17 protein-coding genes and 5 tRNA genes are annotated in these 18,607 nt (G+C 56.3%); 7 read left to right on the top strand and 15 right to left on the bottom strand.

From position 1 onward, the window contains the following. Nucleotides 1–22: 22 nt before the first annotated feature. From proX to leuA, 7 genes are all read left to right on the top strand, one after another. On the top strand, nucleotides 23–1,018 hold the full coding sequence (gene proX / locus EGY08_RS21755; protein ID WP_014226500.1) for a glycine betaine/L-proline ABC transporter substrate-binding protein ProX: 996 nt from the start codon (nucleotides 23–25) through the stop codon (nucleotides 1,016–1,018). Between the two features lie 241 nt (nucleotides 1,019–1,259). After that, entirely contained in the window at nucleotides 1,260–2,006 is a 747-nt protein-coding gene (locus EGY08_RS21750) for an AzlC family ABC transporter permease (RefSeq protein ID WP_123828891.1), read from the top strand. Next, the gene (ygaH, locus tag EGY08_RS21745) at nucleotides 1,996–2,331 is read left to right on the top strand and encodes an L-valine transporter subunit YgaH (protein WP_004123982.1); all 336 of its coding nucleotides are present in this window, start codon (nucleotides 1,996–1,998) and stop codon (nucleotides 2,329–2,331) included. Before EGY08_RS21750 ends, ygaH begins: the two co-directional genes overlap by 11 nt. A 91-nt stretch (nucleotides 2,332–2,422) precedes the next feature. Beyond that, on the top strand, nucleotides 2,423–2,953 hold the full coding sequence (gene mprA, locus EGY08_RS21740; RefSeq protein WP_004104785.1) for a transcriptional repressor MprA: 531 nt from the start codon (nucleotides 2,423–2,425) through the stop codon (nucleotides 2,951–2,953). A 131-nt stretch (nucleotides 2,954–3,084) separates the two neighbouring features. Continuing rightward, nucleotides 3,085–4,257, top strand: a complete 1,173-nt coding sequence (emrA, locus tag EGY08_RS21735; protein WP_004123983.1) for a multidrug efflux MFS transporter periplasmic adaptor subunit EmrA — start codon at nucleotides 3,085–3,087, stop codon at nucleotides 4,255–4,257. Between the two features lie 15 nt (nucleotides 4,258–4,272). Continuing rightward, nucleotides 4,273–5,811, top strand: coding sequence for a multidrug efflux MFS transporter permease subunit EmrB (gene emrB / locus EGY08_RS21730; protein ID WP_004123984.1), 1,539 nt, complete (start codon nucleotides 4,273–4,275; stop codon nucleotides 5,809–5,811). Between the two features lie 143 nt (nucleotides 5,812–5,954). Then, entirely contained in the window at nucleotides 5,955–7,631 is a 1,677-nt protein-coding gene (gene leuA / locus EGY08_RS21725) for a 2-isopropylmalate synthase (RefSeq protein ID WP_123828890.1), read from the top strand. Here leuA and EGY08_RS21720 read toward each other — a convergent pair. From EGY08_RS21720 to recA, 15 genes are all read right to left on the bottom strand, one after another. Beyond that, a complete protein-coding gene (locus EGY08_RS21720; protein ID WP_004123986.1) occupies nucleotides 7,610–8,377 on the bottom strand; it encodes an AraC family transcriptional regulator in 768 nt (255 codons plus the stop codon). The two genes, leuA and EGY08_RS21720, sit on opposite strands and share 22 nt — an antisense overlap. Nucleotides 8,378–8,434: 57 nt before the next feature. Then, nucleotides 8,435–8,950: an S-ribosylhomocysteine lyase gene (gene luxS / locus EGY08_RS21715; protein ID WP_004104795.1), complete on the bottom strand. Its 516-nt coding sequence runs from the start codon at nucleotides 8,948–8,950 to the stop codon at nucleotides 8,435–8,437. Nucleotides 8,951–9,115: 165 nt separating this feature from the next. Then, entirely contained in the window at nucleotides 9,116–10,672 is a 1,557-nt protein-coding gene (gene gshA / locus EGY08_RS21710; protein WP_004123989.1) for a glutamate--cysteine ligase, read from the bottom strand. A 66-nt stretch (nucleotides 10,673–10,738) separates the two neighbouring features. Continuing rightward, nucleotides 10,739–11,167: a YqaA family protein gene (locus EGY08_RS21705; protein ID WP_004123993.1), complete on the bottom strand. Its 429-nt coding sequence runs from the start codon at nucleotides 11,165–11,167 to the stop codon at nucleotides 10,739–10,741. Next, complete coding sequence (gene yqaB, locus EGY08_RS21700) at nucleotides 11,164–11,730, bottom strand: fructose-1-phosphate/6-phosphogluconate phosphatase (RefSeq protein ID WP_004123996.1); 567 nt, start codon at nucleotides 11,728–11,730, stop codon at nucleotides 11,164–11,166. Before yqaB ends, EGY08_RS21705 begins: the two co-directional genes overlap by 4 nt. Nucleotides 11,731–11,857: 127 nt before the next feature. Further along, the gene (locus tag EGY08_RS21695; protein WP_004123998.1) at nucleotides 11,858–12,172 is read right to left on the bottom strand and encodes a BON domain-containing protein; all 315 of its coding nucleotides are present in this window, start codon (nucleotides 12,170–12,172) and stop codon (nucleotides 11,858–11,860) included. A gap of 333 nt (nucleotides 12,173–12,505) precedes the next feature. Next, nucleotides 12,506–12,582 (bottom strand) — tRNA-Arg (locus EGY08_RS21690). 121 nt (nucleotides 12,583–12,703) lie between these two features. Further along, nucleotides 12,704–12,780 (bottom strand) — tRNA-Arg (locus EGY08_RS21685). 192 nt (nucleotides 12,781–12,972) lie between these two features. Next, nucleotides 12,973–13,049 (bottom strand) — tRNA-Arg (locus EGY08_RS21680). A gap of 194 nt (nucleotides 13,050–13,243) precedes the next feature. Continuing rightward, a tRNA-Arg gene (locus EGY08_RS21675) sits at nucleotides 13,244–13,320 on the bottom strand. A gap of 4 nt (nucleotides 13,321–13,324) precedes the next feature. After that, nucleotides 13,325–13,417: transfer RNA gene (locus tag EGY08_RS21670), tRNA-Ser, on the bottom strand. 323 nt (nucleotides 13,418–13,740) lie between these two features. Beyond that, a complete protein-coding gene (csrA, locus tag EGY08_RS21665; RefSeq protein WP_000906486.1) occupies nucleotides 13,741–13,926 on the bottom strand; it encodes a carbon storage regulator CsrA in 186 nt (61 codons plus the stop codon). 238 nt (nucleotides 13,927–14,164) lie between these two features. Beyond that, complete coding sequence (alaS, locus tag EGY08_RS21660) at nucleotides 14,165–16,792, bottom strand: alanine--tRNA ligase (RefSeq protein ID WP_004124000.1); 2,628 nt, start codon at nucleotides 16,790–16,792, stop codon at nucleotides 14,165–14,167. Nucleotides 16,793–16,922: 130 nt separating this feature from the next. After that, nucleotides 16,923–17,423: a recombination regulator RecX gene (gene recX, locus EGY08_RS21655; protein WP_004124002.1), complete on the bottom strand. Its 501-nt coding sequence runs from the start codon at nucleotides 17,421–17,423 to the stop codon at nucleotides 16,923–16,925. Nucleotides 17,424–17,493: 70 nt separating this feature from the next. Further along, nucleotides 17,494–18,552 (bottom strand): recombinase RecA, encoded by a 1,059-nt coding sequence (gene recA / locus EGY08_RS21650; protein WP_004124003.1) that lies wholly within the window; start codon nucleotides 18,550–18,552, stop codon nucleotides 17,494–17,496. Between the last annotated feature and the right edge of the window lie 55 nt (nucleotides 18,553–18,607).

The raw sequence follows: 18,607 nt of genomic DNA, 5'->3' as shown, positions 1-18,607 counted from the left end.
CTGATAAGTAAAAGGAACAACGATGCGACATACAGCGATCCTTGCCACAGCGTTAACCGCCCTCATTTCCACCACCGCCTTCGCGGCGGATCTGCCTGGCAAAGGCATTACCGTTAAGCCAATTCAGAGCACCATTTCGGAAGAGACCTTCCAGACCCTGCTGGTCAGCCGCGCGCTGGAGAAACTCGGTTATACCGTCGATAAGCCGAGCGAAGTGGATTACAACGTCGGCTATACCTCGCTCGCTTCCGGCGACGCCACCTTTACCGCCGTCAACTGGCAGCCGCTGCACGACGATATGTACGCTGCCGCCGGCGGCGATAAAAAGTTCTACCGCGAAGGCGTGTTTGTGAACGGCGCGGCGCAGGGCTATCTGATTGATAAGAAAACCGCCGAGCAGTACCACATCAAATCTATCGATCAGCTAAAAGATCCGAAAATCGCCAAACTGTTCGACACCAACGGCGACGGCAAAGCCGACCTGACCGGCTGTACGCCTGGCTGGGGCTGTGAAGCGGTGATTAACCATCAGCTTGATGCCTATGGTCTGAATAACACCGTCACCCACAATCAGGGGAACTATGCCGCCATGATGGCCGACACCATTGCCCGTTATAAAGAAGGCAAGCCGGTCATCTACTACACCTGGACGCCTTACTGGGTCAGCGATGTGCTGAAACCGGGTAAAGACGTCGTCTGGCTGCAGGTACCGTTCTCCTCCCTGCCGGGCGTGCAAAAAAATATCGACACGAAGCTCTCTAATGGCGCCAACTACGGCTTCCCGGTCAGCACCATGCATATCGTCGCCAACAAAGCCTGGGCCGAGAAAAACCCAGCGGCGGCGAAGCTGTTTAGCATCATGAAGCTGCCGATTGCCGATATCAACGCCGAGAATGCCATGATGCACGAGGGGCATGGTTCGGAAGCGGATATTCAGGGCCACGTCGACGGCTGGATCAAAGCCCACCAGCAGCAGTTTGACGGCTGGGTAAACGAAGCGCTGGCCGCGCAGAAATAATTTCCCGCTTTTATCGCGTTTCCCCGGAAAGGCTCCCGCCTTTCCGGGCCATCAGAACGTACAGACTCAACCTTCGCTATCATCGCCCCGCCCTTCCCGCCACATGGTTTTATATGCAAAAAAAGTGCATAACTCTAAGCATCAGCCTGTTAGCGGCTGTTAAGCCGCACGGCTCTCTGCTAAGGTAAATCTACCTGTTTAATCATGTGATTTTCACGTGAGTGATTAATAAGCAATTCCTATGGAAAATCCTGACGCATTGACGCACTCTCCTCCCGCTGACGCGGCCACGCTGGCTGAAGGCCTGAAAGACAGCCTGCCGATCGTCATTAGCTATATTCCCGTGGCCTTCGCCTTCGGCCTCAACGCTACGAAGCTCGGCTTCACTCCTCTGGAAAGCCTGTTTTTCTCCTGCATTATTTACGCGGGCGCCAGCCAGTTCGTGATCGTCGCAATGCTGGCGGCGGGAAGCTCGCTGTGGGTCGCCGCGCTCACCGTCATGGCGATGGACGTTCGTCACGTGCTCTACGGCCCTTCCATGCGCAGCCGCATCCAGCGCGCGCTGAGCGACAAAAAAACCGCGATCTGGGCGTTCGGCCTGACCGATGAGGTCTTTGCCGCCGCCACCGCTAAACTGGTACGCGACGGTCGACGCTGGAGCGAAAGCTGGATGATCGGTATCGCTTTTCTGTCATGGGCGTCGTGGGTCTTCGGCACGCTGATCGGCGCGTATTCAGGTAGCGGCCTGCTGACCGACTTTCCGGCGGTGGAGGCGGCGCTGGGCTTTATGCTTCCCGCGCTGTTTATGAGTTTTTTACTGGCTTCTTTCCAGCGCAAGCAGTCGCTTAGCGTGACCGCCGCGCTGGCAGGGGCGCTGGGGGGAATGATTCTGTTTTCCATACCCGCCGCCATTCTGGCCGGGATTGTCTGCGGCTGCCTGACCGCTCTGGTACAGGCCAGCATACAGGGGATGCCCGATGAACAGTGATGTCCTGACGATCGGCGTTGTGGTCGGCTGCGTAAACTATCTGTTTCGCTATCTGCCGTTGCGCCTGCGTGCCGCTAACGCGCGTCCGACGCGTCGCGGTCCGATCGGCGTGCTGCTCGATACCATCGGCATCGCCTCTATTTGCGCGCTGCTGGTGGTCTCCAGCGTGCCGGAAATTCTCCACGATGCCCGCCGCCTGCTGCCTACGTTGGCTGGCTTCGCCGTACTTGGCCTGACCTTCTGGAGAACGCGCAGCATTATTTTGCCTACGCTGTTAAGCGCTCTAACCTACGGTGTTGTCTGGAAAATCGGCCTGTGGCTATAAGCCTAAAGTATCAATTTTTGTCAATAATTCATTTGATTTATTTGTCACAATAGTTATTATATCGACTGTAATTAATGAGGTCATAACCAAAATGGATAGTTCGTTTACTCCCATTGAGCAAATGCTCAAGTTCCGCGCCAGCCGTCACGAAGACTTTCCTTTTCAGGAAATTCTGCTCACCCGCCTTTGCATGCATATGCAGGGAAAGCTGCTGGAAAACCGTAACAAGATGCTGAAAGCGCAAGGGATTAACGAGACATTGTTTATGGCGCTGATCACGCTTGAGTCTCAGGAAAACCACAGCATTCAGCCTTCCGAGCTGAGCTGCGCGCTGGGCTCTTCGCGCACCAACGCCACGCGCATTGCCGACGAGCTGGAAAAACGCGGCTGGATTGAGCGCCGCGAAAGCGATAACGATCGTCGCTGCCTGCATTTACAGCTCACCGAAAAGGGGCATCAGTTCCTGCGCGAAGTGTTACCGCCGCAGCACAACTGCCTGCATCAGCTCTGGTCTTCTTTAAGCACCAGCGAAAAAGATCAGCTCGAGCACATCACCCGTAAGCTGCTTGGTCGCCTCGACCAAATGGAAGAGGATGGCGTGCTTGCGGAGTCTCTGCGCTAAGCGCGGAACCAGCCGCTCAACGCTTTTTCTGGATTGACAAGGAAACGAACAGGCCAGCAGATCTTCTGCTGGCCTTTCTGATAAACAGGTCGGCTCAGCCGATGTGAAATAATAAGATCGTGGAGAATAACATGAGCGCAAATGCGGAGAGCCAAACCCCGCAGCAACCGGGCAGCAAAAAAGGGAAGCGTAAAGGCGCCCTACTGCTGCTGACCTTGCTCTTTATTATTGTTGCCGTGGCATACGGGATTTATTGGTTTTTAGTACTGCGTCACTTCGAAGAGACCGATGACGCGTACGTGGCAGGGAATCAGGTTCAAATTATGGCGCAGGTGTCCGGCAGCGTGACGAAAGTCTGGGCCGACAATACTGACTACGTGCAAAAAGGCGATCCGCTGGTCACCCTCGACCAGACCGATGCCCAGCAGGCGTTTGAAAAAGCGCAAACCCAGCTGGCCGCCAGCGTGCGTCAAACTCGCCAGCAGATGATCAACAGCAAGCAACTGCAGGCCAGCATTGAGGTTAAAAAAACCGCGCTTTCCCAGGCGCAGACCGACCTTAACCGCCGTATTCCGCTGGGGGCCGCCAACCTGATTGGCCGCGAAGAGCTGCAGCACGCCCGCGACACGGTTGCCAGCGCCCAGGCCGAACTGGACGTGGCGATTCAGCAGTACAACGCCAACCAGGCGATCGTGCTGGGCACGAAGCTGGAACAGCAGCCAGCGGTACTGCAGGCGGCCACTGAAGTGCGTAACGCCTGGCTGGCCCTGCAGCGGACGAAAATCGTCAGCCCGATTAGCGGCTACGTTTCGCGTCGCTCCGTACAGCCCGGCGCGCAAATCAGCAGCACCACGCCACTGATGGCCGTCGTTCCGGCGACCAATCTGTGGATTGACGCCAACTTTAAAGAAACGCAGCTGGCGCATATGCGTATCGGTCAGCCGGCCACCGTGATCAGCGATATTTACGGCGACGATGTGAAATACACCGGTAAAGTGGTCGGACTCGATATGGGTACCGGTAGCGCCTTCTCGCTGCTGCCCGCGCAGAACGCCACCGGCAACTGGATCAAAGTGGTTCAGCGCCTGCCGGTACGTATCGAGCTGGATGAAAAACAGCTGGCAGAGCACCCGCTGCGCATCGGCCTTTCGACCCTCGTTGAGGTAAACACCACCGACCGCGGCGGCGAGATGCTGGCAAGCCAGGTGCGTAGCTCCCCGGTTTACGAAAGTAATGCCCGTGAAATCGGCCTTGAGCCGGTCAATAAGCTGATAAACGACATCATCCAGGCCAACGCCGGATAATTCGGGGTGAGCGTAATGCAACAGCAAAAACCGCTGGAAGGCGCGCAGCTGGTCATTATGACCATTGCGCTGTCGCTCGCGACCTTTATGCAGGTGCTGGACTCCACCATCGCCAACGTGGCCATTCCCACCATCGCCGGTAACCTTGGCTCATCGTTGAGCCAGGGGACCTGGGTTATCACCTCGTTTGGGGTGGCGAACGCTATCTCCATTCCGATTACCGGCTGGCTGGCAAAGCGCGTTGGCGAAGTGAAGCTGTTCCTCTGGTCGACGGTGGCGTTCGCCATCGCCTCCTGGGCCTGCGGCATGTCAAACAGCCTGACGATGCTGATCTTCTTCCGCGTGATTCAAGGGATCGTCGCCGGTCCGCTGATCCCGCTATCGCAAAGTCTGCTGCTCAGCAACTACCCGCCCGCCAAGCGCTCTATCGCGCTGGCGCTGTGGTCAATGACGGTGATCGTCGCGCCGATTTGCGGCCCTATCCTCGGCGGCTATATCAGCGACAACTACCACTGGGGCTGGATCTTCTTTATCAACGTGCCGATTGGCATCGCCGTGGTGGTGATGACGCTACAGACCCTGCGCAATCGCGAAACCCGCACCGAGCAGCGGCGGATTGACGGCGTCGGCCTGGCGCTGCTGATCATCGGTATCGGCAGCCTGCAGGTGATGCTCGACCGGGGTAAAGAGCTGGACTGGTTCGCCTCGAACGAGATCATCATCCTGACCATTGTCGCGGTGGTGGCGATAAGCTTCCTGATCGTCTGGGAGTTAACCGACGACAACCCGATAGTCGATCTGTCGCTCTTTAAGTCGCGAAACTTCACCATCGGCTGCCTGTGTATCAGCCTCGCCTATATGCTCTACTTCGGCGCTATCGTGCTGTTGCCGCAGCTACTGCAGGAGGTATACGGCTATACCGCCACCTGGGCCGGTCTGGCTTCGGCGCCGGTCGGGGTGATCCCGGTTATCCTGTCGCCGATTATCGGCCGCTTCGCGCATAAGCTGGATATGCGTCGGCTAGTCACCTTCAGCTTTATTATGTACGCGGTCTGCTTCTACTGGCGTGCGTGGACCTTCGAACCGGGTATGGATTTCGGCGCCTCGGCGTGGCCGCAGTTTATCCAGGGCTTCGCGGTAGCCTGCTTCTTTATGCCGCTGACCACCATTACGCTGTCCGGCCTGCCGCCGGAAAGGCTAGCGGCGGCATCGAGCCTGTCGAACTTCACGCGTACCCTGGCGGGCTCCATCGGCACCTCGATTACCACCACCATGTGGACGAACCGCGAGGCGCTTCACCATGCTCAGCTTACCGAGTCGGTGACGCCGTATAATCCCAACGCCCAGCAGATGTATGACCAACTGCAGGGATTAGGGATGACGCAGCAGCAGGCGTCCGGCTGGATCGCGCAGCAGATAACCAACCAGGGGCTGATTATCTCCGCCAACGAAATTTTCTGGTTCTCGGCGGCGATATTTATCCTTCTGCTCGGGCTGGTATGGTTTGCCAGACCGCCGTTCAGCGCCGGCGGCGGCGGTGGCGGCGCGCACTAAGGTTTGACCTGAAGGGATCTACGGATCCCTTTTTTATGGCCGCCGCGCAGGTTGTCCAGTTTGCGCTAGTTTATGTCCAGTTCGCTGGAGATGCCTCTTCGCCTTGTCATGCACGATAAAGATCCGCTTAGAAGGAGAAAATCATGCTGACTCAACCTGGTGAAAAATACCGTCCCTATCCGCCTATTGCCCTGCCCGACCGTCGCTGGCCGGAGCAGCAAATTACCCGCGCCCCGCGCTGGCTCTCCACCGACCTGCGCGATGGCAACCAGGCGCTGGCCGAGCCGATGGACAGCGCGCGCAAGCTGCAGTTCTGGGACTTACTGCTGGAGTGCGGATTTAAAGAGATCGAAGTGGCCTTTCCCTCGGCCTCGCAAACCGATTTCAACTTTGTGCGTCAATTGATTGAAGAACGGCGTATCCCGCAGGATGTGACGATTCAGGTGCTAACCCAGGCACGGGAAGATTTAATCCTCAGGACCTTCGAATCGCTGCGCGACGCCCGCCGCGCCACCGTCCACCTCTATAACGCCACCGCTCCGCTGTTCCGCGAGCGGGTATTCGGGATGAACAAAACGCAGATCGTCGAGCTGGCGACCCGAGCCACCCGCCTTATCCGCCAGCAATGCGAACAGCAGCCGCAGACCCGCTGGCAATACGAGTACTCCCCGGAAACTTTTTGTTTTACCGAGCCGGAATTCGCGCTGGAAATTTGCGAAGCGGTGGCGGAAATCTGGCAGCCCTGCGCCGAACGGCCGATGATTATCAACCTGCCCGCGACGGTGGAAGTCAACACGCCTAACGTTTATGCCGATCAAATTGAGTTTTTTTGTCGTCACTTCTCGCGCCGCGCCGATGTGTGCATCAGCGTCCATCCACATAACGACCGGGGAACCGGCGTCGCCAGCGCGGAGCTGGCGGTGATGGCCGGCGCCGACCGCGTCGAAGGCTGCCTGTTCGGCAACGGCGAGCGCACCGGTAACGTCTGTCTGGTGACACTGGCGATGAATCTCTACAGCCAGGGCGTCGATCCCCGACTCAGGTTCACTGAGATGAAGCGGGTGGTCGAGATCGTCGAAAGCTGCAACCAGATCCCGGTTCATCCGCGCCACCCATGGGCGGGAAGCCTGGCCTATACCGCCTTTTCCGGCTCGCATCAGGATGCGATCAAAAAAGGGTTCGATGCCCGCCGGCCCGGCGATCGCTGGGAAATGCCCTACCTGCCCATCGACCCGCAGGATATCGGCTGTAGCTACGAGGCGGTGATCCGCGTTAACAGCCAGTCCGGCAAAAGCGGCAGCGCGTGGCTGATTGAGCAGAATCATGGTCTGAAGCTGCCGCGCGCGCTGCAGCAGGATTTTAGCCTGCACGTCCAGCGCGAAACCGATACACATGGTAAAGAGATGACCCACAACGCGCTGTGGCAGCTGTTTCGCGCCCGCTATGGGCTGCTCCCCCAGCCGCCGCTGGCGCTGCTGGATTACCAAAGTGATAGCCAGCAGGACGGTCAGCTTTCTCTGCAGGCCTCCCTGCGTATCGCCGGCGAAACGCGACGTCTGCAGAGCCGCGGCAACGGCCTGCTGTCCGCCGCCGCCAGCGGGCTGAGCGGCCTGTTAAAACAAAACTTCGTGATTAAGGATTATCACGAGCATACCCTCGGCGAACGTAGCGACAGCCGTTCAGTAGCCTATATTCGCTGCGTCTTCCCGAATGGCGACAGCCGCTGGGGGGTGGGAATTGATAACGACGTGGCGCGCGCCTCGCTGCAGGCGCTGTGTAATGCGATGAGCGCAGGTCATTATTCCGGTGAACGGAAGTAGTCGCTGGGGGCAACGCCTGTTACCCGGCGAAACATGGCGCTAAAAGCGCTGTGGCTACCGTAGCCGAGATCCAGCGCCACCCGCAGTACCGACTGCCCCTGCGCCAGGCGAACCAGCGCTTCCATCAGCTTCGCCCGGCGCACCCATTCGCTCCAGGTGAGCGTGGTCTGCTGCTGAAAATGACGATTCAGCGTGCGCTCGCTCATGCTACTCTCTTTCGCCGCCTCGGCGCTGCTCCACGAGTCGCCGGGCGCTTCTCTTACCTTCTGGCATAAACGGCGCAGGACTTCGCTTTGCGGCTCCGGCAGGCCAAACGGCAGCACCGCCATACCGCGAATTTCATCAAGGATCAGTTCGTAGATGCGTTCATCGCGGCTGCCCGGCGCGTAGGATTCCGCCAGCGTCAGCGACGCGACAATCAGTTCACGCAGCAGCGGAGTCACCTGCACTATCTGGCAGGCAGAGGGAAGATCAGCGCGCGCGAGAGGATCGATAAACAGGGTTCGCGCAGCCGCAGCGCCGGTAACCCGCAGGGTATGTGGGGTACCGGCGGGCAGCCAGACGCCTCGCCCCGGCGGCACAACCCAGTAGCCATGCTCGGTTTCTACCCGCACCACGCCGCTGAGAATATGCAGCAGCTGGGCGCAATCGTGCTGATGCCAGGGTTCGCTATCGCCATGGGTGTAATCATGGGCAAAAGGCACCAGCGAACGGTGTTGAAAATTGAAGGTTAAGGTCGTCGACATCGCCGCGGCGTCAGGGAATAGCGGCCCGACGGAGTTCGCCGGGCCGTAGCAGAAGCACTAGATGTGCAGTTCTTGCAGTTTTTCTTTCGGCAGCGCCAGCTCATCGTTGCTGTTGACGCGGACATCGCGCTCGATGATATGGCGAGCGATTTCCTGAGCTTCTTCCAGCGAGTGCATGGTGTAGGTTCCGCACTGGTAAACGTTCAGCTCCGGGATCTGGTTCTGATCTTTCACCTTCAGCACGTCGGCCATCGCCGCTTTCCAGGCATCCGCGACGCGCTGCTCGTCCGGCGTACCGATCAGGCTCATATAGAACCCGGTGCGGCAGCCCATCGGAGAGATGTCGATAATTTCCACACCATTACCGTTCAGGTGATCGCGCATGAAGCCGGCAAACAGGTGCTCAAGGGTATGAATGCCTCTTTCCGGCATCACTTCCTGGTTTGGCACGCAGAATCGCAGATCGAAAACGGTGATTTCATCGCCGTGAGGCGTGTTCATTTTCTTCGCGACACGCACCGCAGGCGCTTCCATTCGGGTATGGTCGACTGTGAAACTATCTAACAACGGCATTCTTCACCTCCGATAGTGATTTTTTTAAAAATAAAATGAACTCTTTTTGAGGCAGCGAGTCTGAGTATATGAAAGACGCGCATTTATTATCATCATCATCCCTGAATCAGAGATGAAAGTTTGGCCACAGTGATGTGGCCGTTTTCTTTTTTACGGCGCGTAAAGCTACGCGTGCCTTGCCAGCAGCGCTTCAAACGGCTCGCTATCCGCCGCTTCCACCTTCTTCTGTCGCTGTAGCGATGCCTCACGCTCGGCAACAAAATCCGCCTCGCTTAAAATTTCCAGCGGCTCTTCGCGTAGCATCGTCCGATAGCGATCGGCCAGCTCTCTGCCGGTGCCGCCAATCCCCTCTTCAAGCATAGAACGCAGAATGCGCGCCGAGAAGGTTAATTCCGGGTTGTCGAAGCAGGCGACCAGCTCATCGCAGGCCTGCTGATAGGCCTGGCATCCGTGGATGCTATCCAGGGTCTGCGCCACACGGCGTAAATCGCGGAACAGATCTTTGCCGACCTGGGCCAGCGGGAACTGCGCGGTTTCGCAGCCAATCCCCAGCGTCAGGCCCGGCTTACGGCCTTCCAGAATCACCCGATTCCAGTTGGTGCGCGTGCACAGCAGCTCGTCGCTGCTCATCTCCGGCGCATCAGCCAGCACGCACCAGACCATAAACAGATCGAGGAAACGCACCTGCTGCTCGTCAACGCCAATCGGCGAGAACGGGTTGATATCCAGGGAGCGAACCTCAATGTACTCAATACCGCCGCGCAGCAGCGCGTCGGAAGGCGTTTCGCCGCTGCGGGTCACGCGTTTCGGGCGAATCGGCGCGTACAGCTCGTTTTCAATCTGCAGCACGTTGCTGTTGATTTGCAGACGCTTACCGTCTTTCTCCAGCCCGATATTTTCATACTCTTCGGAAGGCGTTTTAATCGCCCGCTTCAATCCTGCCACATACTCGTAGAGATCGTTAAACGTAATTCCGAGATTACTTTGCGATTTATTGGTATAGCCCAGATCGCTCAGACGCAACGAGGTCGCATACGGCAGGTAGTACATGCCGTTGCCGGCTTTCTCAAACGGCAGCGACGTCGGTTTGCCCTGCAGGAACGACGAGCAGATCGCCGGGGAAGCGCCAAACAGGTACGGAATCACCCAACCAAAACGGTAGTAGTTGCGAATGGAGCGGAAATAGCCCGCTGAAATCGCTTCTTTACCGCTTTCCGCATCCTCAACGCCGCACTTAGCCTGCCAGAAAGCCATCGGCAGCGAGAAGTTATAGTGCACGCCGGAGATGGTTTGCATCAGCGCGCCATAGCGATTTTTCAGCCCTTCACGATACAGCGTTTTCAGGCGACCGATATTAGAGGTGCCGTACTGCGCCAGTTCAATATCCTGGCCGGGCGCGATATAGCAAGGCATGCTCAGCGGCCACATGCGCTCGTCGCCAATATGACGTGCGGTATAGCGATGAACATCGCGCATAAAGGTGAGCATATGCTGGATATCGCCATCAACCGGCGTAATAAATTCCAGCAAAGCTTCGGCAAAATCGGTGGTAATCCACTTATGAGTCAGCGCTGAACCCAGTGCCTGCGGATGACCGGTAGTGGCCAGCGTGCCGTCAGCGTTGACGCGCAGCGTTTCGCGTTCAAGACCACGTTGAATACCCTGCAGCGCCTGCGGATTTTTTTCCAGCCAGGCCAGCGCCTGTGATACGTCCGGGATCAATTTGACCTCCCGCCTGTCGAAATCGTTTGAATTAGCATAATTGTAATGGTTGAACAATCAGTCCAATTAGTGCCACCACGTCATGCCCTGAAGCGTTATCGCCGCAACGACGATATAGCGTATTGCTTTGCCAAGGCATAAAAAAAAGAGCACTGGTCCCCAGGAAATGCGCATCCATCCCGCCAGTAAACACAGCAAATCGCCTATAACAGGCGCCCAGCTTAATAATAGCGCGGCCGCGCCGTAGCGCCTCAGCCAGCCGGACGCCTTCTCTTGCCAGCGCGATGTTTTGCGCAGCGGAAACAGGCGCCCCAGAATAACGTTAGTTACCCCTCCAAGGCTATTACCGATTATTGCTATTAAAACCAGTAACCACGGCTGACTCACCCCCGCCAGCAGCATAGCAATTAACACCACTTCCGAATTGCCGGGAAGCAGCGTGGCGCTCAAAAAGCTGCTGGCAAACAGCGATATCAGCGACAGCGAGTCGCTCACAGCAATCGCACGTCCACGGCATCCATTCCGGCGCGCTTTGCCGCCTGCAGACCGAAGTCCGCATCTTCAAAGACCACGCATTTCTCCGCCGCAACGCCCATGCGTTCAGCGCAGAGTAAGAAAGTATCAGGCGCGGGTTTATGGTTGGCGACATGATCGGCGGCAACCACCGCCGAGAAGTAGTGGCGCAGGCCCAGATGGGCCAGCAGCGCTTCAGCAACGGCGCTCTCGCTGCCGGTACCGACCGACATCGGACGACGACCGTGCCACTCTTTGACCACCTCAATCAGCGGTAAAGGGCGGACGCTATCAAGCAGCATCGCTTTCACGGCGTCCGTTTTTTCCTGCGCCAGAGAGTGAGGATCTAAATCAGCCTGATTTAATTCAATAATGGCCTGAGCGATCCGCCAGGTTGGAGAACCGTTAAGCGCGACCATAGCCTGCATATCAAAACGCATACCGTAACGTCCCAGAACCTCGTTCCATGCCTTACGATGCGTAGGCTCGGTATCGAGGATCGTGCCATCCATATCAAAAATCAGTCCTGCGTAACGTTCGTACATCGTCTTCTCACCAACCTGTTAAGGAGGAGTTACTGTAACGCAAAAGGTCTGCTTTGTCGCTGCCAGCGGTAGATACAACAAGGGCGCTCGATGGCGCCCTTGTTGATACAGATGCAGTGTGGTGCGTTTATTTGATTCTTAAATCGTTCTCAACCATACGAACGCCCTGCACTTTTCGCGTCACTTCTACCGCTCGTTTAGCGCTATCGGCGGATGAGACAAAGCCGCTGAGCTGTACACGACCTTTAAAAGTCTGGACGCTAATTTCCGAAGACTTAATCTCTTTGTCATTGAAAAGCGCGGTTTTGACTTTGGTGGTCACGACGGTATCGTCAATATACCCTCCGGTACTTTCCTTTGTGGACGAACCTGCGCAGCCCGCCAGCGATACGGCGACCAGAAGCGTCGCGCAAAACGCAGATATTGCCTTGAACCATTTCATGGATTTCTCTCCTTGCACTTATCCCACCCAGTATCAGGTCGGTTAACAGGAATAAATTATAGTGGAAATAGGGAGTTGCCAATGAAAAAAGTGCTGAAGGGCGAGGTGTATTATTGCGCTTAAGAGGTTTTGAGACAAAGAGAGTGGCTGGAGCTTATTTCGCAGACCATGAAACAACAGCGTGACTGCTATCTCGGAGAAGATGGTGCATCCGGGAGGATGACTCACTCGGTTCGCCCTTCGGGCCGTTGCTGAAGCAACGTTATCCTCCCTGGTGCTGGCGATTATCTCGCAGACCATGAAACAACAGCGTGACTGCTATCTCGGAGAAGATGGTGCATCCGGGAGGATTCGAACCTCCGACCGCTCGGTTCGTAGCCGAGTACTCTATCCAGCTGAGCTACGGATGCATCGGGAAACTTGCTTTACTACCGATATTGATACCGCTGCTGAAGCAACGTTATCTTCCCTGGTGCTGGCGATTATCTCGCAGACCATGAAACAACAGCGTGGCTGCTATCTCGGAAAATATGGTGCATCCGGGAGGATTCGAACCTCCGACCGCTCGGTTCGTAGCCGAGTACTCTATCCAGCTGAGCTACGGATGCATCGGGAAACTAACTTTACTGCCGATATTGATACCGCTACTAAAGCCGTATCAAGTAAGAGATGGTGCATCCGGGAGGATGACTCACTCGGTTCGCCCTTCGGGCCGTTGCTGAAGCAACGTTATCCTCCCTGGTGCTGGCGATTATCTCGCAGACCGTGAAACAACAGCGTGGCTGCTATCTCGGAGAATATGGTGCATCCGGGAGGATTCGAACCTCCGACCGCTCGGTTCGTAGCCGAGTACTCTATCCAGCTGAGCTACGGATGCATCGGGAAACTTACTTTACTGCAGATTTTGATACCACTGCTAAAGCCGTATCAAGTAAGATGGTGCATCCGGGAGGATGACTCGCCTTGCGGCTCGCCCTTCGGGCCGTTGCTAAAGCAACGTTATCCTCTCTGGTGCTTGCGGCTAATACCGCCACCTCATCCACACCTTCGTTGCTGAAGGTACGGAGAATATGGTGCATCCGGGAGGATTCGAACCTCCGACCGCTCGGTTCGTAGCCGAGTACTCTATCCAGCTGAGCTACGGATGCAAAATGGCGGTGAGGCGGGGATTCGAACCCCGGATGCAGCTTTTGACCGCATACTCCCTTAGCAGGGGAGCGCCTTCAGCCTCTCGGCCACCTCACCACACGCCTCTTACGAGTGCTTCGAAGAACTTGTTTCTGCTCTTCGTCGCTGCGATGGCGCACATATTACTTTCTGGTACTTATAAGTCAAACCTTTTTTCGAGACCTTTTTTTCGTTTGCACACTTCCCGCGCAATTAGCCTGTGAAAACGGCAAAAAGAGTATTTTATCAACAAGAAATTGGCGATTACGCCGCGGCTAACGCAAAAGATAACTGTCGCGGACGCTGAGAAAGAGACAAAAAAGAGAAGCTATCGGAGAGGAAAAGTGGCACAAATGGGGGATAGAAGGAGGCGCCTCACCGAACAGCGAGGCGCGAAAACCTTAGTAACTGGACTGCTGGGATTTTTCAGCCTGGATACGCTGGTAGATCTCTTCACGATGCACGGAGACTTCTTTAGGGGCATTAACGCCAATACGTACCTGGTTACCCTTCACCCCTAAAACTGTCACAGTGACCTCATCTCCAATCATGAGGGTCTCACCAACTCGACGAGTCAGAATCAGCATTCTTTGCTCCTTGAAAGATTAAAAGAGTCGGGTCTCTCGCATCCCGGCATTATCCATCATATAACGCCAAAAAGTAAGCGATGACAAACACCCTACGGTGTAAGCAGTCACGGCATCACATTCTGTTAAACCTAAGTTTAGCCGATATACACAACTTCAACCCGACTTTATCGTTATCAGTGCTTCTCGCGCAAGATGCTGTAATCCGAGAATCACAGCATCTATGCAATTATAGTTATTACAGTTTTGCGCTTACCCAGCCTTTCACACTGGCCAACGCAGCAGGGAGAGCAGACGCATCGGTACCGCCGGCTTGCGCCATATCCGGACGACCGCCCCCTTTACCGCCCACCTGCTGGGCGACCATACCTATCAGTTCCCCTGCTTTCACGCGGTCTGTCACATCCTTAGACACACCAGCAATCAGAGAAACCTTACCTTCTGCGACCGTGGCCAACACGACAATCGTTGAACCCAGTTGATTTTTCAGATCGTCAACCATAGTACGCAGCATTTTCGGCTCAACGCCGGCCAGCTCGCTGACCAGCAGCTTAACGCCGTTAATCTCTTCCGCTTTGCTGGAGAGATTTGCGCTCTCCTGCACAGCAGCCTGCTCTTTCAGCTGCTGCAGCTCTTTTTCCAGCTGACGGCTGCGTTCTAACGCGGCGCGGACTTTGTCGCCGAGGCTGTGGGTATCCCCTTTCAGCAGCTGCGCGATATCGCCCAGCAGATCGCTCTGCGCATGCAGCATCGCCATCGCGCCTTCGCCGGTGACCGCTTCGATACGGCGCACGCCCGCGGCGGTGCCGGATTCAGAGGTAATGCGGAACAGGCCGATATCACCGGTGCGCGAGGCGTGAGTACCGCCGCACAGCTCGGTGGAAAAATCGCCCATGCTCAGTACGCGAACGCGATCGTCATACTTCTCGCCAAACAGCGCCATCGCGCCGGATTCACGCGCAGCGTCAATATCCATGATATTGGTTTCGATCGGCAGGTTGCGACGAATTTGCGCGTTCACCAGATCTTCTACCGCGCGGATCTCCTCCGGCTTCATCGCTTCAAAATGCGAGAAGTCAAAGCGCAGCGCTTTGTCGTTAACCAGCGACCCCTTCTGCGCAACGTGCGTACCAAGTACCTGGCGCAGCGCCGCGTGCATCAGGTGCGTCGCGGAGTGGTTGAGGCGGATACGCTGACGACGAGCCTCATCAACATCGGCCTGCACGGCGTCGCCGACTTTCAGCGAGCCGCTGGTGACTTTACCGATATGACCAATGGCCTGACCGTATTTCTGCGCGTCATTGACGTGGAAGGAGAAACCGGCGCCTTTAAGTTCGCCTTTGTCGCCCACCTGGCCGCCAGATTCCGCGTAGAACGGCGTCTGATCCAGAATGACCACCGCTTCCTGGCCCGCATTAACCGCATCAACCGCTTTGCCATCAATAAACAGCGCGGTGACTTTGCCGTTCAGTTCCAGGCTGTCATAGCCTTTAAACTCAGAGGCGCCGTCAACGCGGATCATCGCATTGTAGTCCGCGCCAAAGCCGCTGGATTCGCGCGCGCGGCGGCGCTGCTCTTCCATTGCCGCTTCAAAGCCCGCTTCATCAACTTTGATGTTGCGCTCGCGGCAAACGTCCGCGGTCAGGTCAACCGGGAAGCCGTAGGTATCGTACAGGCGGAAAGCGGTTTCACCGTCCAGCGTGTCGCCCTGCAGTTTAGCCAGCTCTTCATCCAGCAGCGCCAGTCCGCGCTCCAGAGTACGGGCGAACTGCTCCTCTTCGGTTTTCAGCACCTGCTCAACCTGAGCCTGCTGCTGTTTCAACTCATCACCGGCAGAACCCATTACGTCAATCAGCGGGGCAACCAGTTTCCAGAAGAAGGTCTCCTTCGCGCCCAGCATATTACCATGGCGAATTGCGCGACGAATGATGCGGCGCAGCACGTAGCCGCGGTTTTCATTCGACGGAATAACGCCATCGGCAATCAGGAACGCGCAGGAACGAATATGGTCGGCGATAACGCGCAGCGACTTGTTAGACAGATCCGTGGCGCCGGTAACCTTCGCCACGTTCTTAATCAGATCGCGGAACAGATCGATATCGTAGTTGGAGTTCACGTGCTGCAGAACGGCGGCAATACGCTCGAGGCCCATACCGGTATCCACGGACGGCTTCGGCAGCGGTTCCATAGTCCCGTCAGCCTGACGGTTGAACTGCATAAAGACGATGTTCCAGATCTCAATATAGCGGTCGCCGTCTTCTTCCGGTGTTCCCGGAGGGCCGCCCCAGATATGGTCGCCATGGTCGAAGAAGATTTCGGTACAGGGACCGCACGGCCCGGTGTCACCCATCTGCCAGAAGTTATCGGAAGCAAACGGCGCGCCTTTGTTGTCGCCGATGCGGATAATACGCTCGCGCGGTACGCCAACGTCATTTGCCCAGATGTCGAACGCTTCGTCGTCGGTTTCGTAAACGGTCACCCACAGTTTTTCTTTCGGCAGGGCGAACCAGCTTTCACCGGTCAGCAGTTCCCATGCGTATTTGATGGCGTCCTGTTTGAAGTAATCGCCGAAGCTAAAGTTGCCCAGCATTTCAAAGAAGGTGTGGTGACGCGCGGTGTAGCCGACGTTTTCCAGATCGTTGTGTTTACCACCCGCACGAACGCAACGCTGCGCGGTGGTCGCGCGCGAATAATTACGTTTGTCGAGACCAAGGAAGACATCCTTGAACTGGTTCATCCCGGCGTTGGTAAACAGCAGGGTCGGGTCGTTATGCGGCACCAGGGAGCTGCTCGCAACTACCTGATGTCCTTTACTATGGAAAAAGTCGAGAAACGCCTGACGGATCTCAGCGGTGCTCTTGCTCATAATTATCCTGAAATCAAGCTAACGAAATGTCGCTGGCAGCCACTGCCCAGTATCGACCGGCAGGCTACTCACGAAAATAAAGTGGGAATAAGATAAGTTTTCTTCACGGGGAAGTAAAATCCCGGATGGGTCAATCTGCAAAATTTCGCCAGATTTCCTGAATATCTTCCATCAGATAACCGCGATAGAGCAAAAAGCGCTGAATTTTGACTTTTTCGGCAAATACGGTGGGCAGGGGTTCGCCATATTTTCGCTGCGCCTGCTCTTTAGCAAGCTGCGCCCAGTCGATTACGCACTCGCGCATGGCTGACTCTATCGTCTCGCGGGAAATCCCCTTCTGCTTTAGCTCCTGGCGGACGCGCGCCGGGCCGTATCCCTTGCGGCTACGGCTGGCAATAAACTGACGAACAAAGCGTTCGTCGTCCAGGTAGCGGTTCTCAATGCACCATTCAACAACTTTATCGACCTCTTCCGGCGTCACGTTCAGCGCTTCAGGCCCATTTTTACTCATAACCGGCGCGGCCAGTTTGCGCCTTAGCTCTTGTTCGCTGTGGTCGCGCATTGCCAGAATGCGAATCGCGCGATCCAGCAGCCTGGCGTAGTCAGAGCGGCGGGATGAAGTTTCAGTCACGGGCAGCCTCGCTAATCAAAAAAGCAAAAGGGCCGCGTAAGCGGCCCCTTGTTAGTCTGTTCAGACGATATCAGAAATCCTGTTCGGTTTCCGCTTCGCTGTTGCCATCAACCGCGAAGTCCGGCGTGGAGTCCTGATTGCTCAGCAGCAGTTCACGAACTTTCTTCTCGATCTCTTTTGCCGCAGCCGGGTTCTCTTTCAGCCAGGAGATTGCGTTCGCTTTACCCTGACCAATTTTATCGCCGTTGTAGCTGTACCAGGCACCGGCTTTCTCGATCAGCTTCTCTTTCACGCCGAGATCGACCAGCTCGCCATAGAAGTTAATCCCTTCACCGTAGAGGATCTGGAATTCAGCCTGTTTAAACGGCGCGGCGATTTTGTTTTTCACCACTTTAACGCGGGTTTCGCTGCCGACAACGTTATCGCCCTCTTTCACCGCGCCAATACGACGGATGTCCAGACGAACGGAGGCGTAGAACTTCAGCGCGTTACCGCCGGTGGTGGTTTCCGGGTTACCGAACATCACGCCAATTTTCATACGAATCTGGTTGATGAAGATCAGCAGCGTGTTGGACTGCTTCAGGTTGCCCGCCAGTTTACGCATCGCCTGGCTCATCATACGCGCCGCGAGGCCCATGTGAGAGTCGCCGATTTCGCCTTCGATTTCCGCTTTCGGCGTCAGCGCCGCAACGGAGTCGACGACGATAACGTCTACCGCGCCGGAACGCGCCAGCGCGTCACAGATTTCCAGAGCCTGTTCGCCGGTATCCGGCTGGGAGCACAGCAGGTTGTCGATATCGACGCCCAGCTTGCGTGCATAAACCGGGTCCAGCGCGTGTTCCGCATCGATGAACGCACAGGTTTTGCCTTCGCGCTGCGCGGCGGCGATAACCTGCAGCGTCAGCGTAGTTTTACCGGAAGATTCAGGCCCGTAGATCTCGACGATACGGCCCATCGGCAGGCCGCCTGCGCCCAGGGCGATATCAAGGGAAAGCGAGCCGGTGGAGATAGTTTCCACATCCATGGAACGGTCTTCACCCAGGCGCATGATGGAGCCTTTACCGAATTGTTTTTCGATCTGGCCCAGTGCTGCCGCCAACGCTTTCTGTTTGTTTTCGTCGATAGCCATTATTACTCCTCTCATGCCGGGTGTAACCGGGTAGTGAATTCTGTTCTGTTGAAGC

The organism is Klebsiella sp. FDAARGOS_511 (assembly GCF_003812845.1).
GTDB classification, from domain to species: domain Bacteria; phylum Pseudomonadota; class Gammaproteobacteria; order Enterobacterales; family Enterobacteriaceae; genus Klebsiella; species Klebsiella grimontii.
This window is presented reverse-complemented; position numbering and strand designations above follow the sequence as displayed.

What these genes read in the sequence shown, in the direction of transcription:
- proX (WP_014226500.1), top strand. Translation starts at nt 23, where the DNA reads ATGCGACATACAGCGATCCTTGCCACAGCGTTAACCGCCCTCATTTCC.
- EGY08_RS21750 (WP_123828891.1), top strand. Translation starts at nt 1,260, where the DNA reads ATGGAAAATCCTGACGCATTGACGCACTCTCCTCCCGCTGACGCGGCC.
- ygaH (WP_004123982.1), top strand. Translation starts at nt 1,996, where the DNA reads ATGAACAGTGATGTCCTGACGATCGGCGTTGTGGTCGGCTGCGTAAAC.
- mprA (WP_004104785.1), top strand. Translation starts at nt 2,423, where the DNA reads ATGGATAGTTCGTTTACTCCCATTGAGCAAATGCTCAAGTTCCGCGCC.
- emrA (WP_004123983.1), top strand. Translation starts at nt 3,085, where the DNA reads ATGAGCGCAAATGCGGAGAGCCAAACCCCGCAGCAACCGGGCAGCAAA.
- emrB (WP_004123984.1), top strand. Translation starts at nt 4,273, where the DNA reads ATGCAACAGCAAAAACCGCTGGAAGGCGCGCAGCTGGTCATTATGACC.
- leuA (WP_123828890.1), top strand. Translation starts at nt 5,955, where the DNA reads ATGCTGACTCAACCTGGTGAAAAATACCGTCCCTATCCGCCTATTGCC.
- EGY08_RS21720 (WP_004123986.1), bottom strand. Translation starts at nt 8,377, where the DNA reads ATGTCGACGACCTTAACCTTCAATTTTCAACACCGTTCGCTGGTGCCT.
- luxS (WP_004104795.1), bottom strand. Translation starts at nt 8,950, where the DNA reads ATGCCGTTGTTAGATAGTTTCACAGTCGACCATACCCGAATGGAAGCG.
- yqaB (WP_004123996.1), bottom strand. Translation starts at nt 11,730, where the DNA reads ATGTACGAACGTTACGCAGGACTGATTTTTGATATGGATGGCACGATC.
- EGY08_RS21695 (WP_004123998.1), bottom strand. Translation starts at nt 12,172, where the DNA reads ATGAAATGGTTCAAGGCAATATCTGCGTTTTGCGCGACGCTTCTGGTC.
- csrA (WP_000906486.1), bottom strand. Translation starts at nt 13,926, where the DNA reads ATGCTGATTCTGACTCGTCGAGTTGGTGAGACCCTCATGATTGGAGAT.
- alaS (WP_004124000.1), bottom strand. Translation starts at nt 16,792, where the DNA reads ATGAGCAAGAGCACCGCTGAGATCCGTCAGGCGTTTCTCGACTTTTTC.
- recA (WP_004124003.1), bottom strand. Translation starts at nt 18,552, where the DNA reads ATGGCTATCGACGAAAACAAACAGAAAGCGTTGGCGGCAGCACTGGGC.